Here is a 17,260-nt window from a genome sequence, read left to right on the forward strand (position 1 = left end):
CATGGGTGTCCTGGACGGGATCGCGCAGGGGTTCGCCGTCGCGCTGGACCCGGTGAACATCCTCTACGTCTTCCTCGGTGTGCTCATCGGCACGGTGATCGGCGTGCTGCCGGGGCTCGGCCCGACCGCGACGATCGCGCTGCTGCTGCCGCTGACCTACGAGATCGAGCCGCACACGGCCGTGATCCTCCTGGCCGGGATCTACTACGGCTCGATGTACGGCGGCACGATCACGTCGGTGCTGCTGCGCCTCCCCGGCGAGGCCGCGTCGGTGGTCACCACGTTCGACGGCTACGAGATGGCCAAGCAGGGCCGCGCCGGCCCCGCGCTGGGGATCGCGGCGATCGGGTCTTTCGTCGGGGGCGTGCTCGCCGTGATCGGGCTCGCGCTGCTCGCCCCGCCGCTGGCCGCGCTCGCCGTGTCGTTCGGCCCGCCGGAGTACGTGGCGATGACCGTGCTCGGCATCCTGCTCGTCACCTACCTCGGCACCGGCTCGGCCGTGAAGAGCCTCAGCATGGCGGCGCTGGGCCTGCTGCTCGCCACGGTCGGCCAGGACCCGATCGCCGGCACGACCCGGTTCACGTTCGGGCAGGTCGCGCTGTTCGACGGCCTCGACTTCGTGGCCGTCGCGATGGGGCTGTTCGGCGTCGGCGAGATCCTCCACAGCCTGGAGCGCACCGAGAAGGTCCAGGCCGTCACGCAGAAGATCAAGAACATCTGGCCCAGCCGCGCGGACATGCGCGAGTCGGCGGGGGCCATCGGGCGCGGCAGCGTGCTCGGGTTCCTGATCGGTGTGCTGCCGGGGGGCGGTGGCGTGGTCTCATCGCTCGCCTCGTACGCGCTGGAGAAGCGGCGTGCCAAGGACCCGAGCCGGTTCGGCCGGGGCGCGATCCAGGGCGTCGCGGGGCCCGAGACGGCGAACAACGCCTCGTCGACCTCGGCGTTCATCCCGCTCCTGACGCTCGGCATCCCGGCCAACGTCGTGCTCGCGCTGATCTTCGGCGCGCTGCTCGTGCAGGGCGTGACGCCCGGCCCGCAGCTGATCGACCAGCACCCGGAGATCTTCTGGGGCGTGATCGCGTCGATGTTCGTCGGCAACCTCATGCTGCTGGCGCTCAACATCCCGCTGGTCGGGGTGTTCGTGCAGATCCTGCGGGTGCGCGCCGGGATCCTCGCCGCGTTCGCCCTGCTCGTCACCATGGCCGGGGTTTTCTCGATCAACAACGACGCCACCGACATGTGGGTGGTGCTCGCGTTCGGCCTGCTGGGCTGGCTGATGAAGAAGACGGGGTTCGAGCCCGGTCCGCTGGTGCTGGCGTTCGTGCTCGGGTCGATCCTCGAACGCGCGTTCCGCCAGTCGATGCTGATCTCCGGGGGCAACCTCGGCGTGTTCGTCACCCGGCCGATCTCCGGCGGCCTGCTCGCCGCAACGGCCGTGATCGTCGTGATCAGCATCGTCACGGCCCGTCGCAGGGCCCGCGTGCTGCACCGCCACGACACCCCCGAACTCACACCCGCCGAGGGAGACCGATGAAACGCCTGCTCGCCCTCACGCTCGCGGCCGCGCTGCTCTCCGCCGCGTGCGGCGGGCAACGCTCCGACGAGCCGGAGGCCTACCCCTCCGACCAGATCCGGCTGATCGTGCCGTACACGGCCGGCGGTCCCACCGACATCGCCGCACGCTCGCTCGGCAAGTACATGGAGACCTCGCTCGGCCAGACGGTCGTGGTGGAGAACCTTCCCGGCGCCTCGGGCTCGACGGCCTACCAGGAGCTGCTGTCCGCCGAGCCGGACGGCTACACGCTGTCGATGTCCGCGCTGCCCACGGCCGTGCTCAACTACCTCACGAACGACGTCGGCTACACCCGCGACTCGTTCGCCCCGGTCGGGGTGATCACCCAAGTGCCGTCGGCCCTCGTCGTGCCCGCCGCATCGCCGTACGCCGACCTGGCGGCGCTCTTCGCGGCCGCGCGCAGCGACCCCACGCTCGTCAGCGTCGGCACGCCGGGAGCGACCAACACGCACGCCGCGGAGACCCGCCGGATCACCCAGATCCACGGGGTACCGCTCACCGTCGTCCCGTTCAACGGCGCGCAGGAGGTGCTCGCGGCGCTACTGGGCGGCAACGTCGTCGCCGGGTTCGTGAACGCCTCGCAGGACATGCTGCCCGCCATCGAGTCCGGGCAGCTGCGGGTGCTGGCCGTCGGCACCGAGGAGCGGCTGCCGTACATCGACGCGCCCACCTTCGCCGAGCAGGGCTATCCGGAGATCACGCAGAGCACCACCACGTTCGGCGTGGTCGCCCCGGCCGGCACACCTCAACCGGTGATCGCGCGGCTCGAGGAGACCATGCGGGCGGCCTCGGCCGATCCGGAGACCCGGCGCGGGCTCGACGAGCGGTACGTGCCCGAGCAGTTCATGGGCAGCGCCGATCTCGCGGCGCTGTTCACCGAGACCGAGCAGACGTTCCAGGGGGTCGCAAGTGGTGGATGACGGGGCGGCGGACAACGGCGCAGGGGCGCTCGTCGACGCGCTGCGGGAGCTGGGCGTCGAGCTGGCGTTCGGGCTGCCGGGGGTGCACAACCTCGCGGTGTGGGAGGCGTGTGCCGAGGCCGGGATCCGGCTCGTCGGCGTGCGGCACGAGCAGGCCGCCGCCTACGCCGCCGACGGCTACGCGCGGGCCACCGGGCGGCTCGGCGTGGCGGTCGTGACCACCGGGCCGGGCGCGGCCAACACCCTGGGCGCCACCGGCGAGGCCATGACGTCGGGGGCACCGGTGCTGGTGATCGCCACCGACATCCCGTCGACGCTGCGCCGGCCGGGCGTCTACCGCGGCGTGCTGCACGAGACGCGCGACCAGGCGGCCATGTTCGCCCCGGTGACGAAGGCGGCGACGACCACCGCCGCGGCCGCCGACCTGTACGCCGACGTGCTGCGGGCGGGGCGGGAGGCGCTGCGAGCGCCCACCGGGCCCGTCTACCTCGGGGTGCCGACCGACCTGCTGTCCGCCCCGGTCACCGAGCGCACGCCCGCGCCTGCCGGGCCCGCGGGGCTCCCGGAGCCGGACCTCGACGCCGCGATCGCGCTGATCGAGCGGGCCGAGCGCCCGCTGCTGTGGGTCGGCGGCGGGGCGGTGCGCGCCGGCGCAGGGGATGCCGTGGGCCTGCTGGCCGAACGGCTCGCCGCGCCGGTCGTCACCACGTACCACGGGCGCGGGATCCTGCCGCCCGACCACCCCTGCCTCGCTCCGGCCCTCACCCACGTCCCGGCCATCGGGGCGCTGTGGGACGAGGCCGACCTGGTGATCGCGATCGGCAGCGACCTGGACGGGATGACCACCCAGAACTGGCGGATGCCGCAGCCACCGGCGTTGCTGGCGATCAACGTCGACGCCGCGGACGCCGCGAAGAACTACCGGCCCGACCACGTCCTGACCGGGGACGCCCGGGCCGTGACGGAACGGCTGGCCGCCGCGGTGCCGCAGCGGGACGGACTCGACGTGCTGGCGGTGCAGACCGGGTCGATGCGCACGCACGTGACCACGCTCGTCCGCGAGGAGGAACCGCAGGCAGCGCTCCTGCTCGACACGTTCGACCGGCTGCTGCCCGCCGACGCCACGGTGCTCGCCGACATGTGCATCGCCGGCTACTGGGTGGCCGGTTTCCACCGGGTGCCCGCCCCACGGCGGCTGGCGTACCCGATGGGCTGGGGCACGCTCGGCTTCGCCTTCCCCGCCGCACTCGGCGCCGCTCTACGAGGGCGAGCGGTGGCCGTGGTCGGCGACGGCGGGTTCCTCTTCGCCTGCGGCGAGCTGGCCACCGCCGTGCAGGAAGCGCTGCCCGTCACGATCGTGCTCGTCGACGACGGCGGGTACGGCATGCTCCGCTTCGACCAGGTGCAGGCGGGCGTGCCCACCCGCGGCGTCGACCTGGTCACGCCCGACTTCGTGGCGCTCGCCGGAGCGTTCGGGGTGCCCGCGGAGGCCGTCGACGGCTTCGGCGACGCGTTCGAGGCAGCGCTCGCGAAGAGCCTCGCGACCGAGGGGCCGTCGCTGGTGGCGGTGCGGGCCGCGCTCACGCCCCCGCCGTCGACCTCGCCGCGGTGGTACCGGGCGGCTCGATGATCGACAAGCGAGCGAAGTCGCTCGGCGAGGCCGTCGCCGGGGTGAAGGACGGCGACACCGTGCTGGTCGGCGGGTTCGGCAACTCCGGCGTGCCGGTCGAGCTGGTGCACGCGCTGCTGGAGCTGGGCACGCGCGACCTCACGGTCGTCACCAACAACGCGGGCAGCGGCGAGACCGACATCGCCGCGCTGATCCGCGAGCGCCGGGTCCGCAAGATCGTCTGCTCGTACCCGCGGTCGGCGGGGTCGGTGTGGTTCGAGAAGTTGTGGCGGGCCGGCGAGATCGAGCTGGAGCTGGTGCCGCAGGGAACGCTCAGCGAACGGATGCGCGCCGCGGGCGCCGGGCTCGGCGGCTTCTTCACGCCGACCGGGGCGGACACCCCGCTCGCGGACGGCAAGGAGGTGCGCGTGATCGGCGGACGCAGGCACGTCTTCGAGGAACCGCTGCACGCGGACGTCGCGCTGATCAAGGCCGAGCGCGCCGACCGCTGGGGCAACCTCGTCTACCACTCCGCGGCCCGCAACTTCGGGCCCGTGATGGCCACCGCGGCGAAGCTGACGGTGGCGCAGGTGCGTACGTTCGTCGAGCTCGGGGAACTCGACCCGGAGGCGGTCGTGACGCCGGGGATCTTCGTCGACCGGGTGGTGCGGGCATGAACCTCACCGCGCGGCGGATGGCCGCCCGGGTGGCGCAGGACATCCCGGACGGCTCCTACGTCAACCTCGGGATCGGGCTGCCCACGCTCGTGGCCGACGTGGTGCCGCCGGGCCGGGAGATCATCTACCACAGCGAGAACGGCATCCTCGGGATGGGACCGGCACCCGAGCCCGGCACCGGGGACCCGGAACTGATCAACGCGGGCAAGCAGCTGGTGACGCTGGTGCCCGGCGGCGCGTACTTCCACCACACCGACGCGTTCGTGATGATGCGCGGCGGCCACATCGACATCACGGTGCTCGGCGCGTTCCAGGTGGCGGCGAACGGCGACCTCGCCAACTGGGCCACCGACGACGCCACGCTGCCACCCGCCGTCGGCGGCGCGATGGACCTCGCGGTGGGGGCACGCCAGGTGTTCGTACTGACCACGCACACCACCAAGGACGGCAAGCCCAAGCTCCTGCCCACCTGCACCTACCCGCTCACCGCTGCGGCCGTGGTGGACCGGGTCTACACCGACCTCGCCGTGCTCGACGTGACACCGGAGGGGTTCGTCGTCCGGGAGATGGTCCCCGGTCTCAGCCGCGACGAGCTGCAGGCGCGGACCGGCGCCCCGCTGCGTTTCGGGGACGGGTCATGAGGTTCATCGGGCTCCTCGCCGGGCTCACCCTGCTGGCCGGGTGCGGCGGCGGGCCGGCACCCGCCGAGGACGCGCCGCAGTTCCCGACCGAGGAGATCCGGTTGCTCGTGCCGTACGCCGCGGGCGGGCCCACCGACCTCACCGCGCGGGCGTACGGCGAGTTCCTCGAACGCGACCTCGGCCGGCCGGTCGTGGTGGAGAACCTGCCCGGCGGCTCGGGCGCGCTCGCGACGCAGGAGCTCGTGCAGGCCGAGCCCGACGGGCACACGCTCGCGCTGATCACCGCAGGCACCACCGTGCTGACGCCGCTGGTGAACGACGTGGGCTACACCGCAGCCGACGTCACACCGGTCGGGGTGCTCTCCGAGGTCCCGTCGCTGCTCGCGGTCGCGGCGGACTCGCCGTACCCGGACATCGCGGCGTTCGTCGCGGACGCGCGGGCCCGGCCGGCCGCGATCACCGTGGGCGTGCCCGGGGCGTCCACGCCGCAGGGCGTGGAGCTGCAGCGGCTGCGCGCCGAGCACGGCGTCGAGGTGACCGCCGTCCCGTTCAACGGCAACGCCGAGATGACCACCGCGCTGCTCGGGCGCAACGTCGACGCCGTGCTGATCAACGCGTCGCAGGACGTCACCGCGAACATCGACGCAGGCGAGTTCCGGCCGCTCGCCGTCTCCACCGAGCAGCGGCTCGGCTGGCTGCCGGACACGCCGACGCTGGTCGAGGCCGGCTTCCCGGGCCTGACGCTCTCGGGCTCGACGTTCGGGCTCGCCGGGCCGGCCGGGCTACCCGAACCCGTCGTGACCCGGCTCGAGGACGCCCTGCGCCGAGGGCACGCCGACCCGGCGGTCGTCGCGGCGGTCGGCGAACGCTATCTGGGGACGCAGTTCCGCGGGGCCGCCGAGATGCGCGCGGTCCTCGACCAGACACAGGCCGTCTACGAGCCGATCCTGGGAGGGTCCTGATGAGACGAACGTGGGCGGGCATCGTCGCCGCGGCCGCGTTGGCGGTGGCCTGCTCAGGGCAGGCACCGGACGCGCCGGACGAGTACCCGACGCGGGAGATCACCGTGCTCGTCCCGTACACCGCGGGCGGGCCGACCGACCTCGCCGCCCGCACCATGGGCGCGCACCTGGAGAAGGCGCTGGGCCAGCCGGTGATCGTGGAGAACCTGCCGGGCGCGGCCGGTTCCGTCGCCATGAACGAGCTGGTCAGCAGCGAGCCGGACGGCCACACGCTCACCCTGGTGGCGGCTCCGTCCACCGTCGTGACGCCGATGATCCAGGACGTGCCCTACGACGCGGGCTCGTTCGTAGCGATCGGTGTGATCACCGAGGTGCCGTCCGTGCTGGCGGTCGCAGGCGACTCCGAGTTCGCCGACGCCGCCGCCTTCTTCGACGCGGCCCGGCAGCGGCCCGGCGAGCTGAACGTCGGCACGCCCGGCGCCACCACCTCACAGGCCATCGAGCTGCGGCGGCTCGCGAACGAGTACGGCGTCCAGGCCACGGTCGTGCCGTTCAACGGCAACGCCGAGCTGATCCAGGCCGTGCTCGGCGGCACCGTCGACGCCGTGCTGATCAACGTGTCGGCGGACATCCGCGCCCAGTTCGACGCGGGCGCGTTCCGCCCGCTCGCCATCAGCCCGGCCGAGCGCGTCGACTACCTGCCGGACGTCCCGACGCTCGCCGAGCTGGGATTCCCGGAGCTCACCTACAGCACGTCGCTGTTCGGGCTCGGCGCCCCGGCCGGCACCCCGCCGGAGATCGTCTCGCGCCTGGAGGCGGCGATGCGCGACGGCCTCGCCGACCCCGCGGTCCGGCAGAAGCTCGACGAGGCCTACGTCCCCGACGAGTTCATCGGTGCCGACGCCTTCCGGCAACGGCTCGACAAGATCGTCCGCGTGTACGGCCCCGTCGCACAGGAACTGAAGGGTGGTTGACTCTGAGCCCATGGACACCGGACTGAAGGGACGCACCGCCGTCGTACCCGGCGCCAGCTCCGGCCTCGGCCTCGCCGTGGCCCGCGCGCTGGCCGCCGAAGGGGCGAACGTGGTGCTGGGCGGACGGCGCGGCGAGCTCGTGCGCGAGGAAGCATCGAAGCTGCCTGCAGCGGTGGGCGTGGAGATCGACCTCACCGACCCCGGCGCCACCGACGCGCTGGTCGGCGCCGCGCAGGACCACTTCGGCCCGGTCGACGTGCTCGTGCTCAACGGCGGCGGTCCCCCGCCCGGCGTGGCGGTCGACTTCACCCCCGAGCAGCTCGCCGACGCCATCGCACTGCTCGTGCAGCCGCACCAGCGGCTCGTCCAGGCCGTGTTGCCGGGGATGCGCGGGCGCAGGTTCGGCCGGATCGTCGCAATCGGGTCGAGCGGCGTGCAGGCCCCGATCGAGCGCCTCGTCGCGTCCAACGCGGCCCGCGCGGCACTCGCGGGTTACCTCAAGACCCTCTCCACCGAGGTCGCCGCCGACGGCGTCACGGTCAACATGGTGCTGCCCGGCCGCATCGCCACCGACCGCGTCGGCGTGCTCGACCGGGCCAACGCCGAGCGCTCCGGCAAGTCCGAGGAGGAGGTGCGCGAGCAGGCCAAGTCCGCCATCCCCGCCGGGCGGTACGGCACCCCCGAGGAGTTCGCCGCGGTCGTGACGTTCCTGGCCAGCACCGCCGCCTCCTACGTCACGGGGGAGCAGATCCGCTGCGACGGAGGGCTGGTGCGCTCGCACTGATCAAGTCGACCTTCTCGACGGGCGTTCCCGAGCGCGGGTGAGCTGGTCGACGAGGCGCCGCCACAGGTCACTTCACACACCCAGTAGGGACTTCACACAACGCCGGCCCTGTGTGAAGTGGCCACTGGGTGTGTGAAGTGACCATCGACGGCGGTGACGGGTCTGGTGATCGGCCCGAGGCGTACATCTACGTCACGCTCGCGCTGGCCGTGCACCGTCGCCCGCATCGCCTTCAGCGCGGACGCCGGGCGAAAATGATCGTCGGCCCCACCCCGTACGGTCCCCCCGTGGCTCCCCGAGGCAGCAGGTCCCGTCCCACGAAGCGGCGCCCGGAGGCGCCCGATCTTCCCGACGACCTCGCACCGGCGCCTGCCGCCGTCGAGGGTGGCGAGCTGTGGGACTGCGTCGAGGCGGGCGCCGAGGTCGGGGTGCCGGAGCGCGTGGCGGATCTGCGGATCCAGGAGAGCAGGTGGGTCGGGGGCGGTCTCGCGGGTGTGCGCTTCACCGGCCTGGAGTGTCGCGACGTGGAGTTCGTCCACTGCGACCTGTCCGGTGCCAGGCTGGAGGAGGCCGTGCTCACCCGGGTCGTCTTCACCGACTGCAGGCTCACCGGCACCGCCTTCGACGGCGCGCAGCTCACCGACGTGCGCATCGCCGACAGCACCGGCGACCTCGCCGGGTTCCGGATGGCGCGGGCGCGGTTCCTCCTGGTCGAGAACACGTCGCTGCGCGGCGCCGACTTCTACGAGTTCGACGGCGAGCACTGCGCGCTGATCGGGTGCGATCTGGGCGAGGCCAATTTCGACAGCGCCCGGCTGCGGGAGACCGACCTGCACGGCTCCAGCGTCGACGACGTCCGCGGCGCGCTCTCCCTGCGCGGGGCGCGGATCAGCCCGGACCAGATCGTCCCGCTGGCCACCGGCCTGCTCGACGCGCTCGGCATCGAGGTGACGGAGCGGCCTTCGAGCTGAGATCACCAGTCTGGTGCAGCAGCGGCCACATTCGGCCATCTCCGCGCCCATCTGCCGATCTCGGTCCGACCCGGACGGCATGATCGCCAGACGCGTGCAGTAGCGGCGACATACCGCCGTTCCTGCACCCGGCTGGTGATCAGCCGCGGCCCAGGAACGGCATGGTCGTGGCCGTGATCGTCAGGAACGGGATGTTCGCGTCCAGGGGCAGCCGGGCCATGAGCAGCACGGCGTCGGCCACGTGCTTCGGGTCGAAGGTCGGCTCGGGGCGGACGCTGCCGTCGGCCTGCCGCGCGCCGACGGAGATGCCTGCGGTCATGTCGGTGGCGGCGTTGCCGATGTCGATCTGGCCGCACGCGATGCCGTACGGGCGCCCGTCGAGCGCGATCGACTTCGTCAGGCCGGTGAGCGCGTGCTTCGTGGCGGTGTACGCGGCGCTGCCGGGGCGCGGCACGTGCGCGGAGATGGAGCCGTTGTTGATGATCCGCCCGCCCTGCGGCTGCTGGGCGCGCATCGCGGCGAACGCCTCGCGCGCGCAGAGGAAGGCACCGGTCAGGTTGACGGCGACGGTCGAGGCCCAGTCCTCCACCGCGATCTCGTCCACGGTGCCGGACGGGCCGAACGTGCCGGCGTTGTTCATCAGCAGGTCGACGCGGCCCCACCGCTCCCGGACCGCCGCGAAGAGGGCGGCCACCGACTCGGCGTCGGCCACGTCCGTGGGCACCACGAGCGCTGACTCCCGCCCACCCGCGGTCTCCTCGAGCACCGCCGCGCGTCGCCCGGCGAGCGCCACCCGGTAGCCGGCGTCGAGCAGGGCCGTCGCCACCACCCTCCCGACACCCGAGCCCGCACCCGTCACCACTGCCACATCGCCGTCCGTCACGGCTGCATGATCTCCTGCTCACCGCGCCCGCGCGAGCACGCACCCCGCCCGCCCGCTCGCCAGCGAGGCCACCCGCCGGTCCACGACCTCGAACCCGGCCGCTTCGAGCGTTCCGGCCAGCCGCCGGATCGTCGGCTCCGTGGACGCCGGGTCGAGCGGCTGGAACGGCAGCGCGAACCGGCCGCCCGGCGCGAGGTGCGCCCGCACGATCGCGAGCTCCCGCGTCGGCTCGCCACGCAGGAGCACCGGGACGTGGACGGCGAAGACCAGGTCGAACGGGGAGTCGCCGAGATCGGCATCGTGCAACGCCGCCACCTGGAACGCCGCGCGGCCTGCGGCCACGTGACCGGCGTTGCGCCGCGACGCCATCTCGATCATCTTGGCGGACCGGTCGACGCCGAGGATGCTCCCGCCGTCGAGCCGCTCACACACGAGCGACACGGCCACCCCGTGCCCACAGCCGATCTCGAGCACCCGGTCGTCGGGGCGCACGCCCAACGTCTCGACCGCCCACACCAACCGCTCCGCCGCAGATGCCATACGTGCGAGCATCCCAGCGTGCGCCACCTGACCCGCATCGCCTCGGCCGACGACATCGCCCTCGACGATCTACGGATCATCGAGCGGTCCAGCCACTGGACCGCGCCCGTGCACACACCCGGCCACCAGCTCGTCTTCGTACGGCGCGGCTCGTTCGGGCTCCGGTTGCGCAGCGCGGAGACGACGGTCGATCCGATCTCGGCGTTCGTGGGCCGGCCGGGCGACGAGCAGAGCATCGCGCACAAGCCCGGCCGCGAGGACGCCTGCACGGTGGTCTCGCTCGGTCCGGGGCTCGCGGCCGAGCTGTTGCCGCAACGACCGACCACCACGCTGCGTACGTCCGGGCGGGTGGACATGGCCCACCGCACGCTGCTCGCGCGCGCCCGCCACGGAGCGGACCGGTTCGAGCTGGCCGAGCGCGTGGTGCGGCTCGCAGAGGACCTGCTCCGCGATCCCGTCCGCGCCCCGGCCCGGCGGGGAACCCCGTGCCACCGGCGGCTCGCCGGGGCGGCCCGGGAAGTGCTGGTCACCGATCCGGCCTTCGACGACCTCGGGCGCCTGGCGCGCCTGCTCGGCGTCTCCAGGTCGCACCTCTCGCGGGTGTTCCGCGCCGAGACCGGTGAGACCCTCACCCGGTTCCGGAACCGCCTGCGGGTGCGGGCCGCGCTCGACCGGCTGGCCGACGGCCACCGGGATCTGGCCGGGCTCGCCGCCGATCTCGGGTTCGCCGACCACGCGCACCTCACCCGGGCGATGCGGGCCGAGGTCGGCGACCCGCCCAGCCGGGTGCGGCAGCTGTTCGCGGGCGAGCACGAATCGTCAAGCCGAAGGCCGCGGCGGCGCGCATCCTCCAGACATGATCATGCGTATCTGGAGCGCCCGCACGTCCGGTGATCCCCAGGCCTACGAGCAGGAGTTCGGCTCCCACGTGCTCGACGCGCTGGGTGGGCTGGACGGCTGCCGCGGCGCCTACCTGCTGCGCCGGTCAGACGAGACCGGCACCGAGTTCGTCACACTGACGCTGTTCGACTCGCTCGCCGACGTGCGGCGGTTCGCCGGGCCGGACGTCGACGCGGCGAACGTCTCCCCCGCCGCCCGCGCCGTGCTCGACGACGTGGACGAGCGCGTGCGCCACTACACGGTGGTGAGCGCGCCTACTCCTCCGTGAGCGAGAGCGCGCCGGACGGACAGTTCGCCACGGCCTCCCGGGCGGCGGCGACATCGGCGGGGTGCTCGTCGAGCACGACCACGATGCCGTCGTCGTCCTGGTCGAACACCGCGCCCGCGGTGAGGACGCACATCCCCGCGCCGATGCAGACGTCGCGATCGGCGTGCACTCCGGCCACCAGGTCCCCCTTCACCAGGTCACCTCCAGTGACGTCAGACCGTAGATGATGCTGAAGCTCCTGAACTCCGCGGTGCCGGGCACCTCGGCCAGGCCGGGGAACCGCCGCAGCAGGGCCGGGAAGCCGATCTTCATCTCCATCCGGGCGAGCGGAGCACCGAGGCAGTGGTGGATGCCGTGGCCGAAGGCGACGTGGCCGGCGCCACCGCGCGTGACGTCGAGCGCGTCCGGGTGGGTGCGCAGCTCGGGGTCGCGGTTGGCGGTGGGCAGCGCGCACATGACCAGATCGCCCGCCGCGATCCGCTGCCCGGCGATCTCGGTGTCGACCGTGGCCATCTTGCCGGTGCCCGCGTGCACGATGCTCAGCCAGCGCAGCAGCTCCTCGACGGCCGCGTCGACGCGCTCCGGTTCGTCCCGGACCATCGCGAGCTGGTCCGGGTGGCGCAGCAGGGCGAGCGTGCCCAGCCCGAGCATGTTGGCCGTGGTCTCGTGCCCGGCGAGCAGCAGCAACGACGCGATCCCGACGAGCTCGTCGGGGGTGAGGTCGTCACCGTGCTCGCGGACGAGCATGCCGAGCATGTCCTCACCGGGATCCGCCTGCGCCCCGGCCACCAGTTTCGCCATGTACGCCCGCGACTCCCGCGCGGCCCGCATCCGATCCTCCACCGCGTGGCTCAGGTCGAGCTGCCGGTTGCTCCGTGCCTGGAACTCGGCCCGGTCGGCGTACGGCACCCCGAGCAGCTCGCAGATCACCAGCGACGGCACCGGCAGGGCGAACTCCGCCACCAGGTCGGCGGGCGGGCCGTGCCGCTCCATCGCGTCCAGGTGCTCGTCCACGATCTCCCGGATCCGCGGCTCCAGCCTGCGCATCCGCCGGACCGTGAACTCCGGCGTGAGCATCCGCCGCAGCCGGGTGTGTTCCGGCGGGTCGGCGGCGAGCAGGTTCCCCGCCAGCTGCCGCGCTCGTTCCTCCGGGCTCACGGGCGGAAGCCCCGGCGCGCGACCCGCTTCCTGCAGGCGGGCGTTGCTGAAGCGAACCGGATCGCTGAGCACCTCCCGGACGTCCGCGAACCGGGTGACGACCCATGCCTCCATTCCGAAGGCCGTGCGGATCCGCTTTATGCCCTTGCCGGCACGCAGCTCGGCCAGCTCGGGTGCGGGGTCGAAACCGGCGCGCTGCATGTGGATGGGCACCATTGGCGCTGCTGCCACCGGACCTCCCGACGACGCGCGCCCCCGTGGCGCGCTCCCGAGATAGACGACGAGCACCCGCTGCCGGGTTCCGCCGCCGCCTCAGCGACCCCTCAGTCGACCATGGCGGGCCCGCCGCCTGCGGACGCGCCGCTCGGCCTGCGGAGGAAGAGCGCGAGTACGACCGCGGCGGCGGTCATGATCGTGGTGAGGAACATGACGTCGTCGAGCGCCGAGACGTACACCTGGACGCTGGTCTGCTGGTAGATCGCATAGGTGCCCATCATCTGCCCCGTCGGGCCCTGACCGAGCGACGGCAACACGTCGGGGCTGACCAGCCAGCTGCGGTCCGCGTTGAGCTGGGCCTGCTGGACGGTCATGAACGCGGTGAGCGCCGCCAGCCCGAGTGCCGACGAGACCCGTTGCACGACGTTGTTGAACGCGCTCGCCGAGCCGACGATCGCGGGCGGCACGGCCGAGATCCCGTTCGTCATGATCGGCATCATGCACAGCCCCGTGCCGAAGGCCCGGAGGCAGAGCAGCGCGACGATCTCCCCCTGCGATGTGACGGCGGTGAGGTCCTGCATGAGGTAACCGGCCAGCGTCATGATCAACAAGCCCAGCACCGCGGGCACCCGCGCGCCGATCCGGTCGTAGAGCTGCCCGGCGATCGGCATGAGCACAGCCATGACGAGCGCCTGCGGCATGAGCAGGAGGCCCGCCTCGAACGCCCCGAGCCCGCGCGCCGACTGCAGGTACACGGGGATGTAGAAGAGCACGGAGAAGAGGCCGATCGAGAGCACCGCGATCAGCAGCAGCGAGTTGGTGTACGGCCAGACGAGGAACACCCGCACGTCGAGCAGCGGGTTCTCGACCGCCATCTCGATCACCACGAACAGCGCGAGGCACAGCAGCCCGAGGACGATCAGGATCACGGTGGGATAGGCCGTCCATCCCCACGACTGCCCCTCCGACAGCGCGAGCAGAAGCGACGACAGCCCCGTGGCGATGGCGAGGAAGCCGAGCACGTCGAAGCGTCCCGCCGGCCGGCTGGGGAAGCCCGGCAACAGGAGGAAGGCCGCGATCGCCCCCATGATGCCGATCGGGACGTTGATGAAGAAGATCAGCCGCCAGTCGACGTACTCGACCAGGTAGCCACCGAGCGTCGGGCCGACGGCGGGCGCGACGACGACGCCGAGGCCGTAGATGCCCATCGCGCTGCCGATCTTCTCCTTCGGCACGATCTGGTAGAGCATCGAGAGGCTCACGACCGGCAGCACACCGCCCGGGATGGCCTGGAGGACCCGGAAGGCGATCATGCTCTCCAGGTCCCACGCGATGCCGCAGAGCGCCGATCCCGCGGCGAAGGCCAGCAGCGCCGTGATGTACAGCCGGGTCTGCCCGACCCGGTTGGCGAGCCACGAGCTGATCGGCACGATCACGCCGAGCACGAGCGTGTAGGACGTGGCGATCCACTCGATGTCGTCGGCGGTGACCCCGAAGATGTTCTGCATCTCCGGGATCGCCACGTTGACGATGCTCGTGTCGAGCACCGACATGAACATGCCGGAGACGAGCACGACGAGCGGAAGCAGCCACCCCCCGGCGGCCGCGGGTGCATCCGCGCGGCCCGCCGCTGCCTGCGTCACCGCCTAGTTCTTTCTAATGTTCACGGTGACGTTCATGCCGGGCACGATCCCGAGACCGTCCGGGTTCTCGATGTTGATCTTCACCGGGATCACCTGGGTGACCTTCTGGAAGTTGCCCGAGGTGTTCGACTCCGGGAACACCGAGAAGACACCGGCGGCGCCGCCCTGCACCTCGCGCACCGTGCCCCGGAACTCGTGGCCCGGGAACGCGTCGACCTCGATGTCGACGAGCTGGCCGGGCCGGACGTCGTCGATGTCGGTCTCGTCGACGCGGGCGGTGACGAAGATCTTGGAGAAGTCGTAGGCGACGGCCAGCTCGGTGCCCGCCGTGACGTACGTGCCCTCGACCGCGTTGTTGACCGCGACCGTGCCGTTGGCCGGGGCCCGCACCGCCATCTCCGGCTGGACGAACGCCCCCTGGATGCGGATCCGGCCCACGACGTGGTCCTGCTCCAGCTCCGCGCCCTGCGTGGCCCTCCAGTCGATCACGGTGCCGCTGGTGGGCGCGTTGACCGAGATCCGATCGCCGTCGATCTGCGCGTTGTCGGTGCTGACGTAGTTCTGGGCATCGATGAAGTACCAGGCGGTGATGCCACCACCGGCCAGCACCGCGATCCCGAGGATCAGAATCAGGGCGATCCGCGTGCCCTTGGACATCTGCCGCTTCTGCTTGGGCTCCGGGGTCTCGCCGGCGTTGTTCTCGCTGCTCCTGCCGTCGGTGCTCCCGTTGCTCACCGCGACCGGTTCCGTGATCGGACCCTCAGACATCGATCGACTCCCCTCCGACCTCGAGTATCCGCTCGTTCACCGTGCGGCGGGCAGCAGAACCTGCTGCCCCTCCCGCAGGCCGGAGAGAACCTGCGTGCGGTCCGCCCCCACCTTCCCGGCCTCGAAGGGCGCCGACTTCTGGGTTCCGTCCGCTTCCACGACCGTCACGGTCGGCCGGCCGTTCTCCTGGCGCACCGCCGAGCTGGGCACGGTGAGCACGTTGTCGAGCTCCTCGGTCACCACGGTGGCCCGCACCGTCTGGCCGTCCTTGATCCGCGGGTCCGACTTGTCGACCACGATCGTCACGTAGTAGGTGACGACGCCGGAGATCGCGGTGCCGGTCGGGGCGACCGACAGCACCGTGCCGCTCAGCGTGACGTCCGGGACGGCGTCGACCGAGACGTTGACCTTCTGGTTCGGCTGGACGGTGGCGGCGTCCGACTCGTTGAACGGGACCACCACCTGGAACGCGTCGATGTTGTCGAGCACCAGGAACTGCGTGCCGCCGGGCCTGGCGGGGTTCGCGCCGACCCCGGCAGCGGCCTGCGCCGCGGACGCGGAGTCGACCCCCGGGATGCCCGCGCTGCTGCCCGGCGCGAGGGCGCTGGTGCCGCTGCTCGGCGCCAGGTACTCCCCCACCACGCCGTTGATGGCGGAGACGGTGGCGGCCACCGGCGCGCGCAGCGTCGCGTTGTCGACGTCGCGCTGCGCGGCGGCCACGGCCGCCTGCTGGCTGATGACGGCGCCGCGCTGCTCCTCGATGTCGAACGGGCGGTCAGACCGCGCCGAGTCCGCGTTGTTGCGGGCGTTCACCACGCCCTGCTCCGCGTTGGCGATCGAGAGCTCGCCGCTGGCCTTCGTGTTGTCGCGCGACTTCTTCGCGGACTCCACCGCGTTCTCGCTGACGACGACCTGCTGCCTGGCCGACACCACCGCCTGCTTGTCCGCGGGGATGTTGCTGCAGGCGGGGTTGCTCACCGTCACCAGCGACTGCGACGAGCTGCTCGACCCGGACGTGCCGGAGACGCTGCTGTCCTCGTCGTCGGAGTCCTCGTCGCTGTCGTCGGCCTTGCTGCTGCTCGACGAGTCGTTGCCACACGCCCGCTCGTCGGCCTCGAGCTTGTCCTTCGCCTTGTCCAGGGCCTTCTTGTCGATGTCGAGCTTCCGCTCGGCGTTGTCGATCTCCTGCTCGGCCGCGTCGAGCGACTCGTCGGCCTGTTTGCGCGTCTTGTCCAGGATCTCCTGCGCCTGAGCGAGGGAGTCCCTCGCGCCGGATGCGACCGGAGAGTTGATCAGCCGGTCGAGCGCCGCCTGCTGGGATCGCAGCTGCCCCTGCTGCTGCTCGAGCACCTGGCGCAGGGCGAAGTCGTCCACCGTCGCCAGCACCTGACCGGGCTCGACCCGGTCACCGACCTTGACGAAGACGTTCGTGAGCTGTCCGCCGTTCGGGAAGCCCATGTTCTGCTGGCTCGCCGCACTCATCGACCCCGTGGCCGACACGCCGCTGGTCACCGCGGCGCGCTGGACCGTGGCGGTGGTCGGTCTCGAGGGTTCCTCGCTCGTGCACGAAGCCACCAGCAGGACCGCGAGCGCACCGCACCCCGCCGCCCCGATCCGCCGCAGCCGCCCGGCCGGCATGTGACGCCGGTTCATCTGCTGCACGCTCCCCTCCCGCTGATGCGGCACAATCACCACACTCTGGAAACGAGAGAGGAGTCTCGCAGATACCGTTTCCCTCGTTCGAGTGACCCCGATCATGCGAGAGTGACGGCC

Annotated in this window: 18 protein-coding genes; 11 read left to right on the top strand and 7 right to left on the bottom strand. The window is 72.2% G+C overall.

All coding sequences use genetic code 11. From position 1 onward, the window contains the following. The first annotated feature begins 1 nt into the window (after window position 1). The 9 genes from FHX44_RS15145 (at window position 2) to FHX44_RS15185 (ending at window position 9,111) form a co-directional block, all read left to right on the top strand. Window positions 2-1,534 carry a tripartite tricarboxylate transporter permease gene (locus FHX44_RS15145; protein WP_147256391.1) on the top strand — a complete coding sequence of 511 codons (1,533 nt, stop codon included), beginning with the start codon at window positions 2-4 and terminating at the stop codon, window positions 1,532-1,534. Continuing rightward, the gene (locus FHX44_RS15150) at window positions 1,531-2,493 is read left to right on the top strand and encodes a tripartite tricarboxylate transporter substrate binding protein (protein WP_147256392.1); all 963 of its coding nucleotides are present in this window, start codon (window positions 1,531-1,533) and stop codon (window positions 2,491-2,493) included. The genes FHX44_RS15145 and FHX44_RS15150 overlap by 4 nt, the downstream gene beginning before the upstream one ends. Further along, a complete protein-coding gene (locus tag FHX44_RS15155) occupies window positions 2,483-4,123 on the top strand; it encodes a thiamine pyrophosphate-binding protein (protein ID WP_246170390.1) in 1,641 nt (546 codons plus the stop codon). The genes FHX44_RS15150 and FHX44_RS15155 overlap by 11 nt, the downstream gene beginning before the upstream one ends. Further along, window positions 4,120-4,779, top strand: coding sequence for a 3-oxoacid CoA-transferase subunit A (locus FHX44_RS15160; RefSeq protein ID WP_147256393.1), 660 nt, complete (start codon window positions 4,120-4,122; stop codon window positions 4,777-4,779). The genes FHX44_RS15155 and FHX44_RS15160 overlap by 4 nt, the downstream gene beginning before the upstream one ends. Then, the gene (locus FHX44_RS15165) at window positions 4,776-5,420 is read left to right on the top strand and encodes a 3-oxoacid CoA-transferase subunit B (RefSeq protein WP_147256394.1); all 645 of its coding nucleotides are present in this window, start codon (window positions 4,776-4,778) and stop codon (window positions 5,418-5,420) included. Before FHX44_RS15160 ends, FHX44_RS15165 begins: the two co-directional genes overlap by 4 nt. Further along, on the top strand, window positions 5,417-6,382 hold the full coding sequence (locus tag FHX44_RS15170; protein WP_147256395.1) for a tripartite tricarboxylate transporter substrate binding protein: 966 nt from the start codon (window positions 5,417-5,419) through the stop codon (window positions 6,380-6,382). The genes FHX44_RS15165 and FHX44_RS15170 overlap by 4 nt, the downstream gene beginning before the upstream one ends. After that, window positions 6,382-7,356: a tripartite tricarboxylate transporter substrate binding protein gene (locus FHX44_RS15175; protein ID WP_147256396.1), complete on the top strand. Its 975-nt coding sequence runs from the start codon at window positions 6,382-6,384 to the stop codon at window positions 7,354-7,356. The genes FHX44_RS15170 and FHX44_RS15175 overlap by 1 nt, the downstream gene beginning before the upstream one ends. Before the next feature lie 10 nt (window positions 7,357-7,366). Further along, a complete protein-coding gene (locus FHX44_RS15180) occupies window positions 7,367-8,140 on the top strand; it encodes an SDR family oxidoreductase (protein WP_147256397.1) in 774 nt (257 codons plus the stop codon). 287 nt (window positions 8,141-8,427) lie between these two features. Then, window positions 8,428-9,111, top strand: coding sequence for a pentapeptide repeat-containing protein (locus FHX44_RS15185; protein ID WP_147256398.1), 684 nt, complete (start codon window positions 8,428-8,430; stop codon window positions 9,109-9,111). A gap of 139 nt (window positions 9,112-9,250) precedes the next feature. Here the strand turns inward: FHX44_RS15185 and FHX44_RS15190 are convergent, their stop codons facing one another. Together FHX44_RS15190 and FHX44_RS15195 are read right to left on the bottom strand one after the other, a co-directional pair. Next, complete coding sequence (locus FHX44_RS15190) at window positions 9,251-9,994, bottom strand: SDR family oxidoreductase (protein WP_212612484.1); 744 nt, start codon at window positions 9,992-9,994, stop codon at window positions 9,251-9,253. Between the two features lie 18 nt (window positions 9,995-10,012). Beyond that, window positions 10,013-10,534, bottom strand: coding sequence for a class I SAM-dependent methyltransferase (locus FHX44_RS15195; protein WP_170308913.1), 522 nt, complete (start codon window positions 10,532-10,534; stop codon window positions 10,013-10,015). Window positions 10,535-10,552: 18 nt separating this feature from the next. On the opposite strand from FHX44_RS15195, the gene FHX44_RS15200 reads away from it, so the two are divergent. Together FHX44_RS15200 and FHX44_RS15205 are read left to right on the top strand one after the other, a co-directional pair. Then, a complete protein-coding gene (locus FHX44_RS15200; protein ID WP_147256400.1) occupies window positions 10,553-11,428 on the top strand; it encodes a helix-turn-helix domain-containing protein in 876 nt (291 codons plus the stop codon). After that, window positions 11,391-11,702 (top strand): antibiotic biosynthesis monooxygenase, encoded by a 312-nt coding sequence (locus FHX44_RS15205; RefSeq protein ID WP_147256401.1) that lies wholly within the window; start codon window positions 11,391-11,393, stop codon window positions 11,700-11,702. Before FHX44_RS15200 ends, FHX44_RS15205 begins: the two co-directional genes overlap by 38 nt. Here FHX44_RS15205 and FHX44_RS15210 read toward each other — a convergent pair. The 5 genes from FHX44_RS15210 to FHX44_RS15230 form a co-directional block, all read right to left on the bottom strand. Next, a complete protein-coding gene (locus FHX44_RS15210) occupies window positions 11,689-11,895 on the bottom strand; it encodes a ferredoxin (protein WP_281287893.1) in 207 nt (68 codons plus the stop codon). The two genes, FHX44_RS15205 and FHX44_RS15210, sit on opposite strands and share 14 nt — an antisense overlap. Further along, window positions 11,892-13,076, bottom strand: coding sequence for a cytochrome P450 (locus FHX44_RS15215; RefSeq protein ID WP_212612995.1), 1,185 nt, complete (start codon window positions 13,074-13,076; stop codon window positions 11,892-11,894). The genes FHX44_RS15210 and FHX44_RS15215 overlap by 4 nt, the downstream gene beginning before the upstream one ends. A 107-nt stretch (window positions 13,077-13,183) precedes the next feature. Beyond that, window positions 13,184-14,719: a DHA2 family efflux MFS transporter permease subunit gene (locus FHX44_RS15220; protein ID WP_246170391.1), complete on the bottom strand. Its 1,536-nt coding sequence runs from the start codon at window positions 14,717-14,719 to the stop codon at window positions 13,184-13,186. A gap of 3 nt (window positions 14,720-14,722) precedes the next feature. Continuing rightward, window positions 14,723-15,487, bottom strand: a complete 765-nt coding sequence (locus FHX44_RS15225; RefSeq protein WP_212612485.1) for an efflux RND transporter periplasmic adaptor subunit — start codon at window positions 15,485-15,487, stop codon at window positions 14,723-14,725. Window positions 15,488-15,523: 36 nt separating this feature from the next. Further along, entirely contained in the window at window positions 15,524-17,140 is a 1,617-nt protein-coding gene (locus FHX44_RS15230; protein WP_170308914.1) for a permuted SH3 domain-containing protein, read from the bottom strand. Between the last annotated feature and the right edge of the window lie 120 nt (window positions 17,141-17,260).

It is taken from the genome of Pseudonocardia hierapolitana, assembly GCF_007994075.1.
In the GTDB taxonomy this organism is placed as follows: Bacteria; Actinomycetota; Actinomycetes; order Mycobacteriales; family Pseudonocardiaceae; genus Pseudonocardia; species Pseudonocardia hierapolitana.

What these genes read in the sequence shown, in the direction of transcription:
- FHX44_RS15180 (WP_147256397.1), top strand. Translation starts at nt 7,367, where the DNA reads ATGGACACCGGACTGAAGGGACGCACCGCCGTCGTACCCGGCGCCAGC.
- FHX44_RS15230 (WP_170308914.1), bottom strand. Translation starts at nt 17,140, where the DNA reads ATGAACCGGCGTCACATGCCGGCCGGGCGGCTGCGGCGGATCGGGGCG.
- FHX44_RS15170 (WP_147256395.1), top strand. Translation starts at nt 5,417, where the DNA reads ATGAGGTTCATCGGGCTCCTCGCCGGGCTCACCCTGCTGGCCGGGTGC.
- FHX44_RS15195 (WP_170308913.1), bottom strand. Translation starts at nt 10,534, where the DNA reads ATGGCATCTGCGGCGGAGCGGTTGGTGTGGGCGGTCGAGACGTTGGGC.
- FHX44_RS15145 (WP_147256391.1), top strand. Translation starts at nt 2, where the DNA reads ATGGGTGTCCTGGACGGGATCGCGCAGGGGTTCGCCGTCGCGCTGGAC.
- FHX44_RS15150 (WP_147256392.1), top strand. Translation starts at nt 1,531, where the DNA reads ATGAAACGCCTGCTCGCCCTCACGCTCGCGGCCGCGCTGCTCTCCGCC.
- FHX44_RS15160 (WP_147256393.1), top strand. Translation starts at nt 4,120, where the DNA reads ATGATCGACAAGCGAGCGAAGTCGCTCGGCGAGGCCGTCGCCGGGGTG.
- FHX44_RS15165 (WP_147256394.1), top strand. Translation starts at nt 4,776, where the DNA reads ATGAACCTCACCGCGCGGCGGATGGCCGCCCGGGTGGCGCAGGACATC.
- FHX44_RS15175 (WP_147256396.1), top strand. Translation starts at nt 6,382, where the DNA reads ATGAGACGAACGTGGGCGGGCATCGTCGCCGCGGCCGCGTTGGCGGTG.
- FHX44_RS15215 (WP_212612995.1), bottom strand. Translation starts at nt 13,076, where the DNA reads ATGGTGCCCATCCACATGCAGCGCGCCGGTTTCGACCCCGCACCCGAG.
- FHX44_RS15205 (WP_147256401.1), top strand. Translation starts at nt 11,391, where the DNA reads ATGATCATGCGTATCTGGAGCGCCCGCACGTCCGGTGATCCCCAGGCC.
- FHX44_RS15225 (WP_212612485.1), bottom strand. Translation starts at nt 15,487, where the DNA reads ATGTCTGAGGGTCCGATCACGGAACCGGTCGCGGTGAGCAACGGGAGC.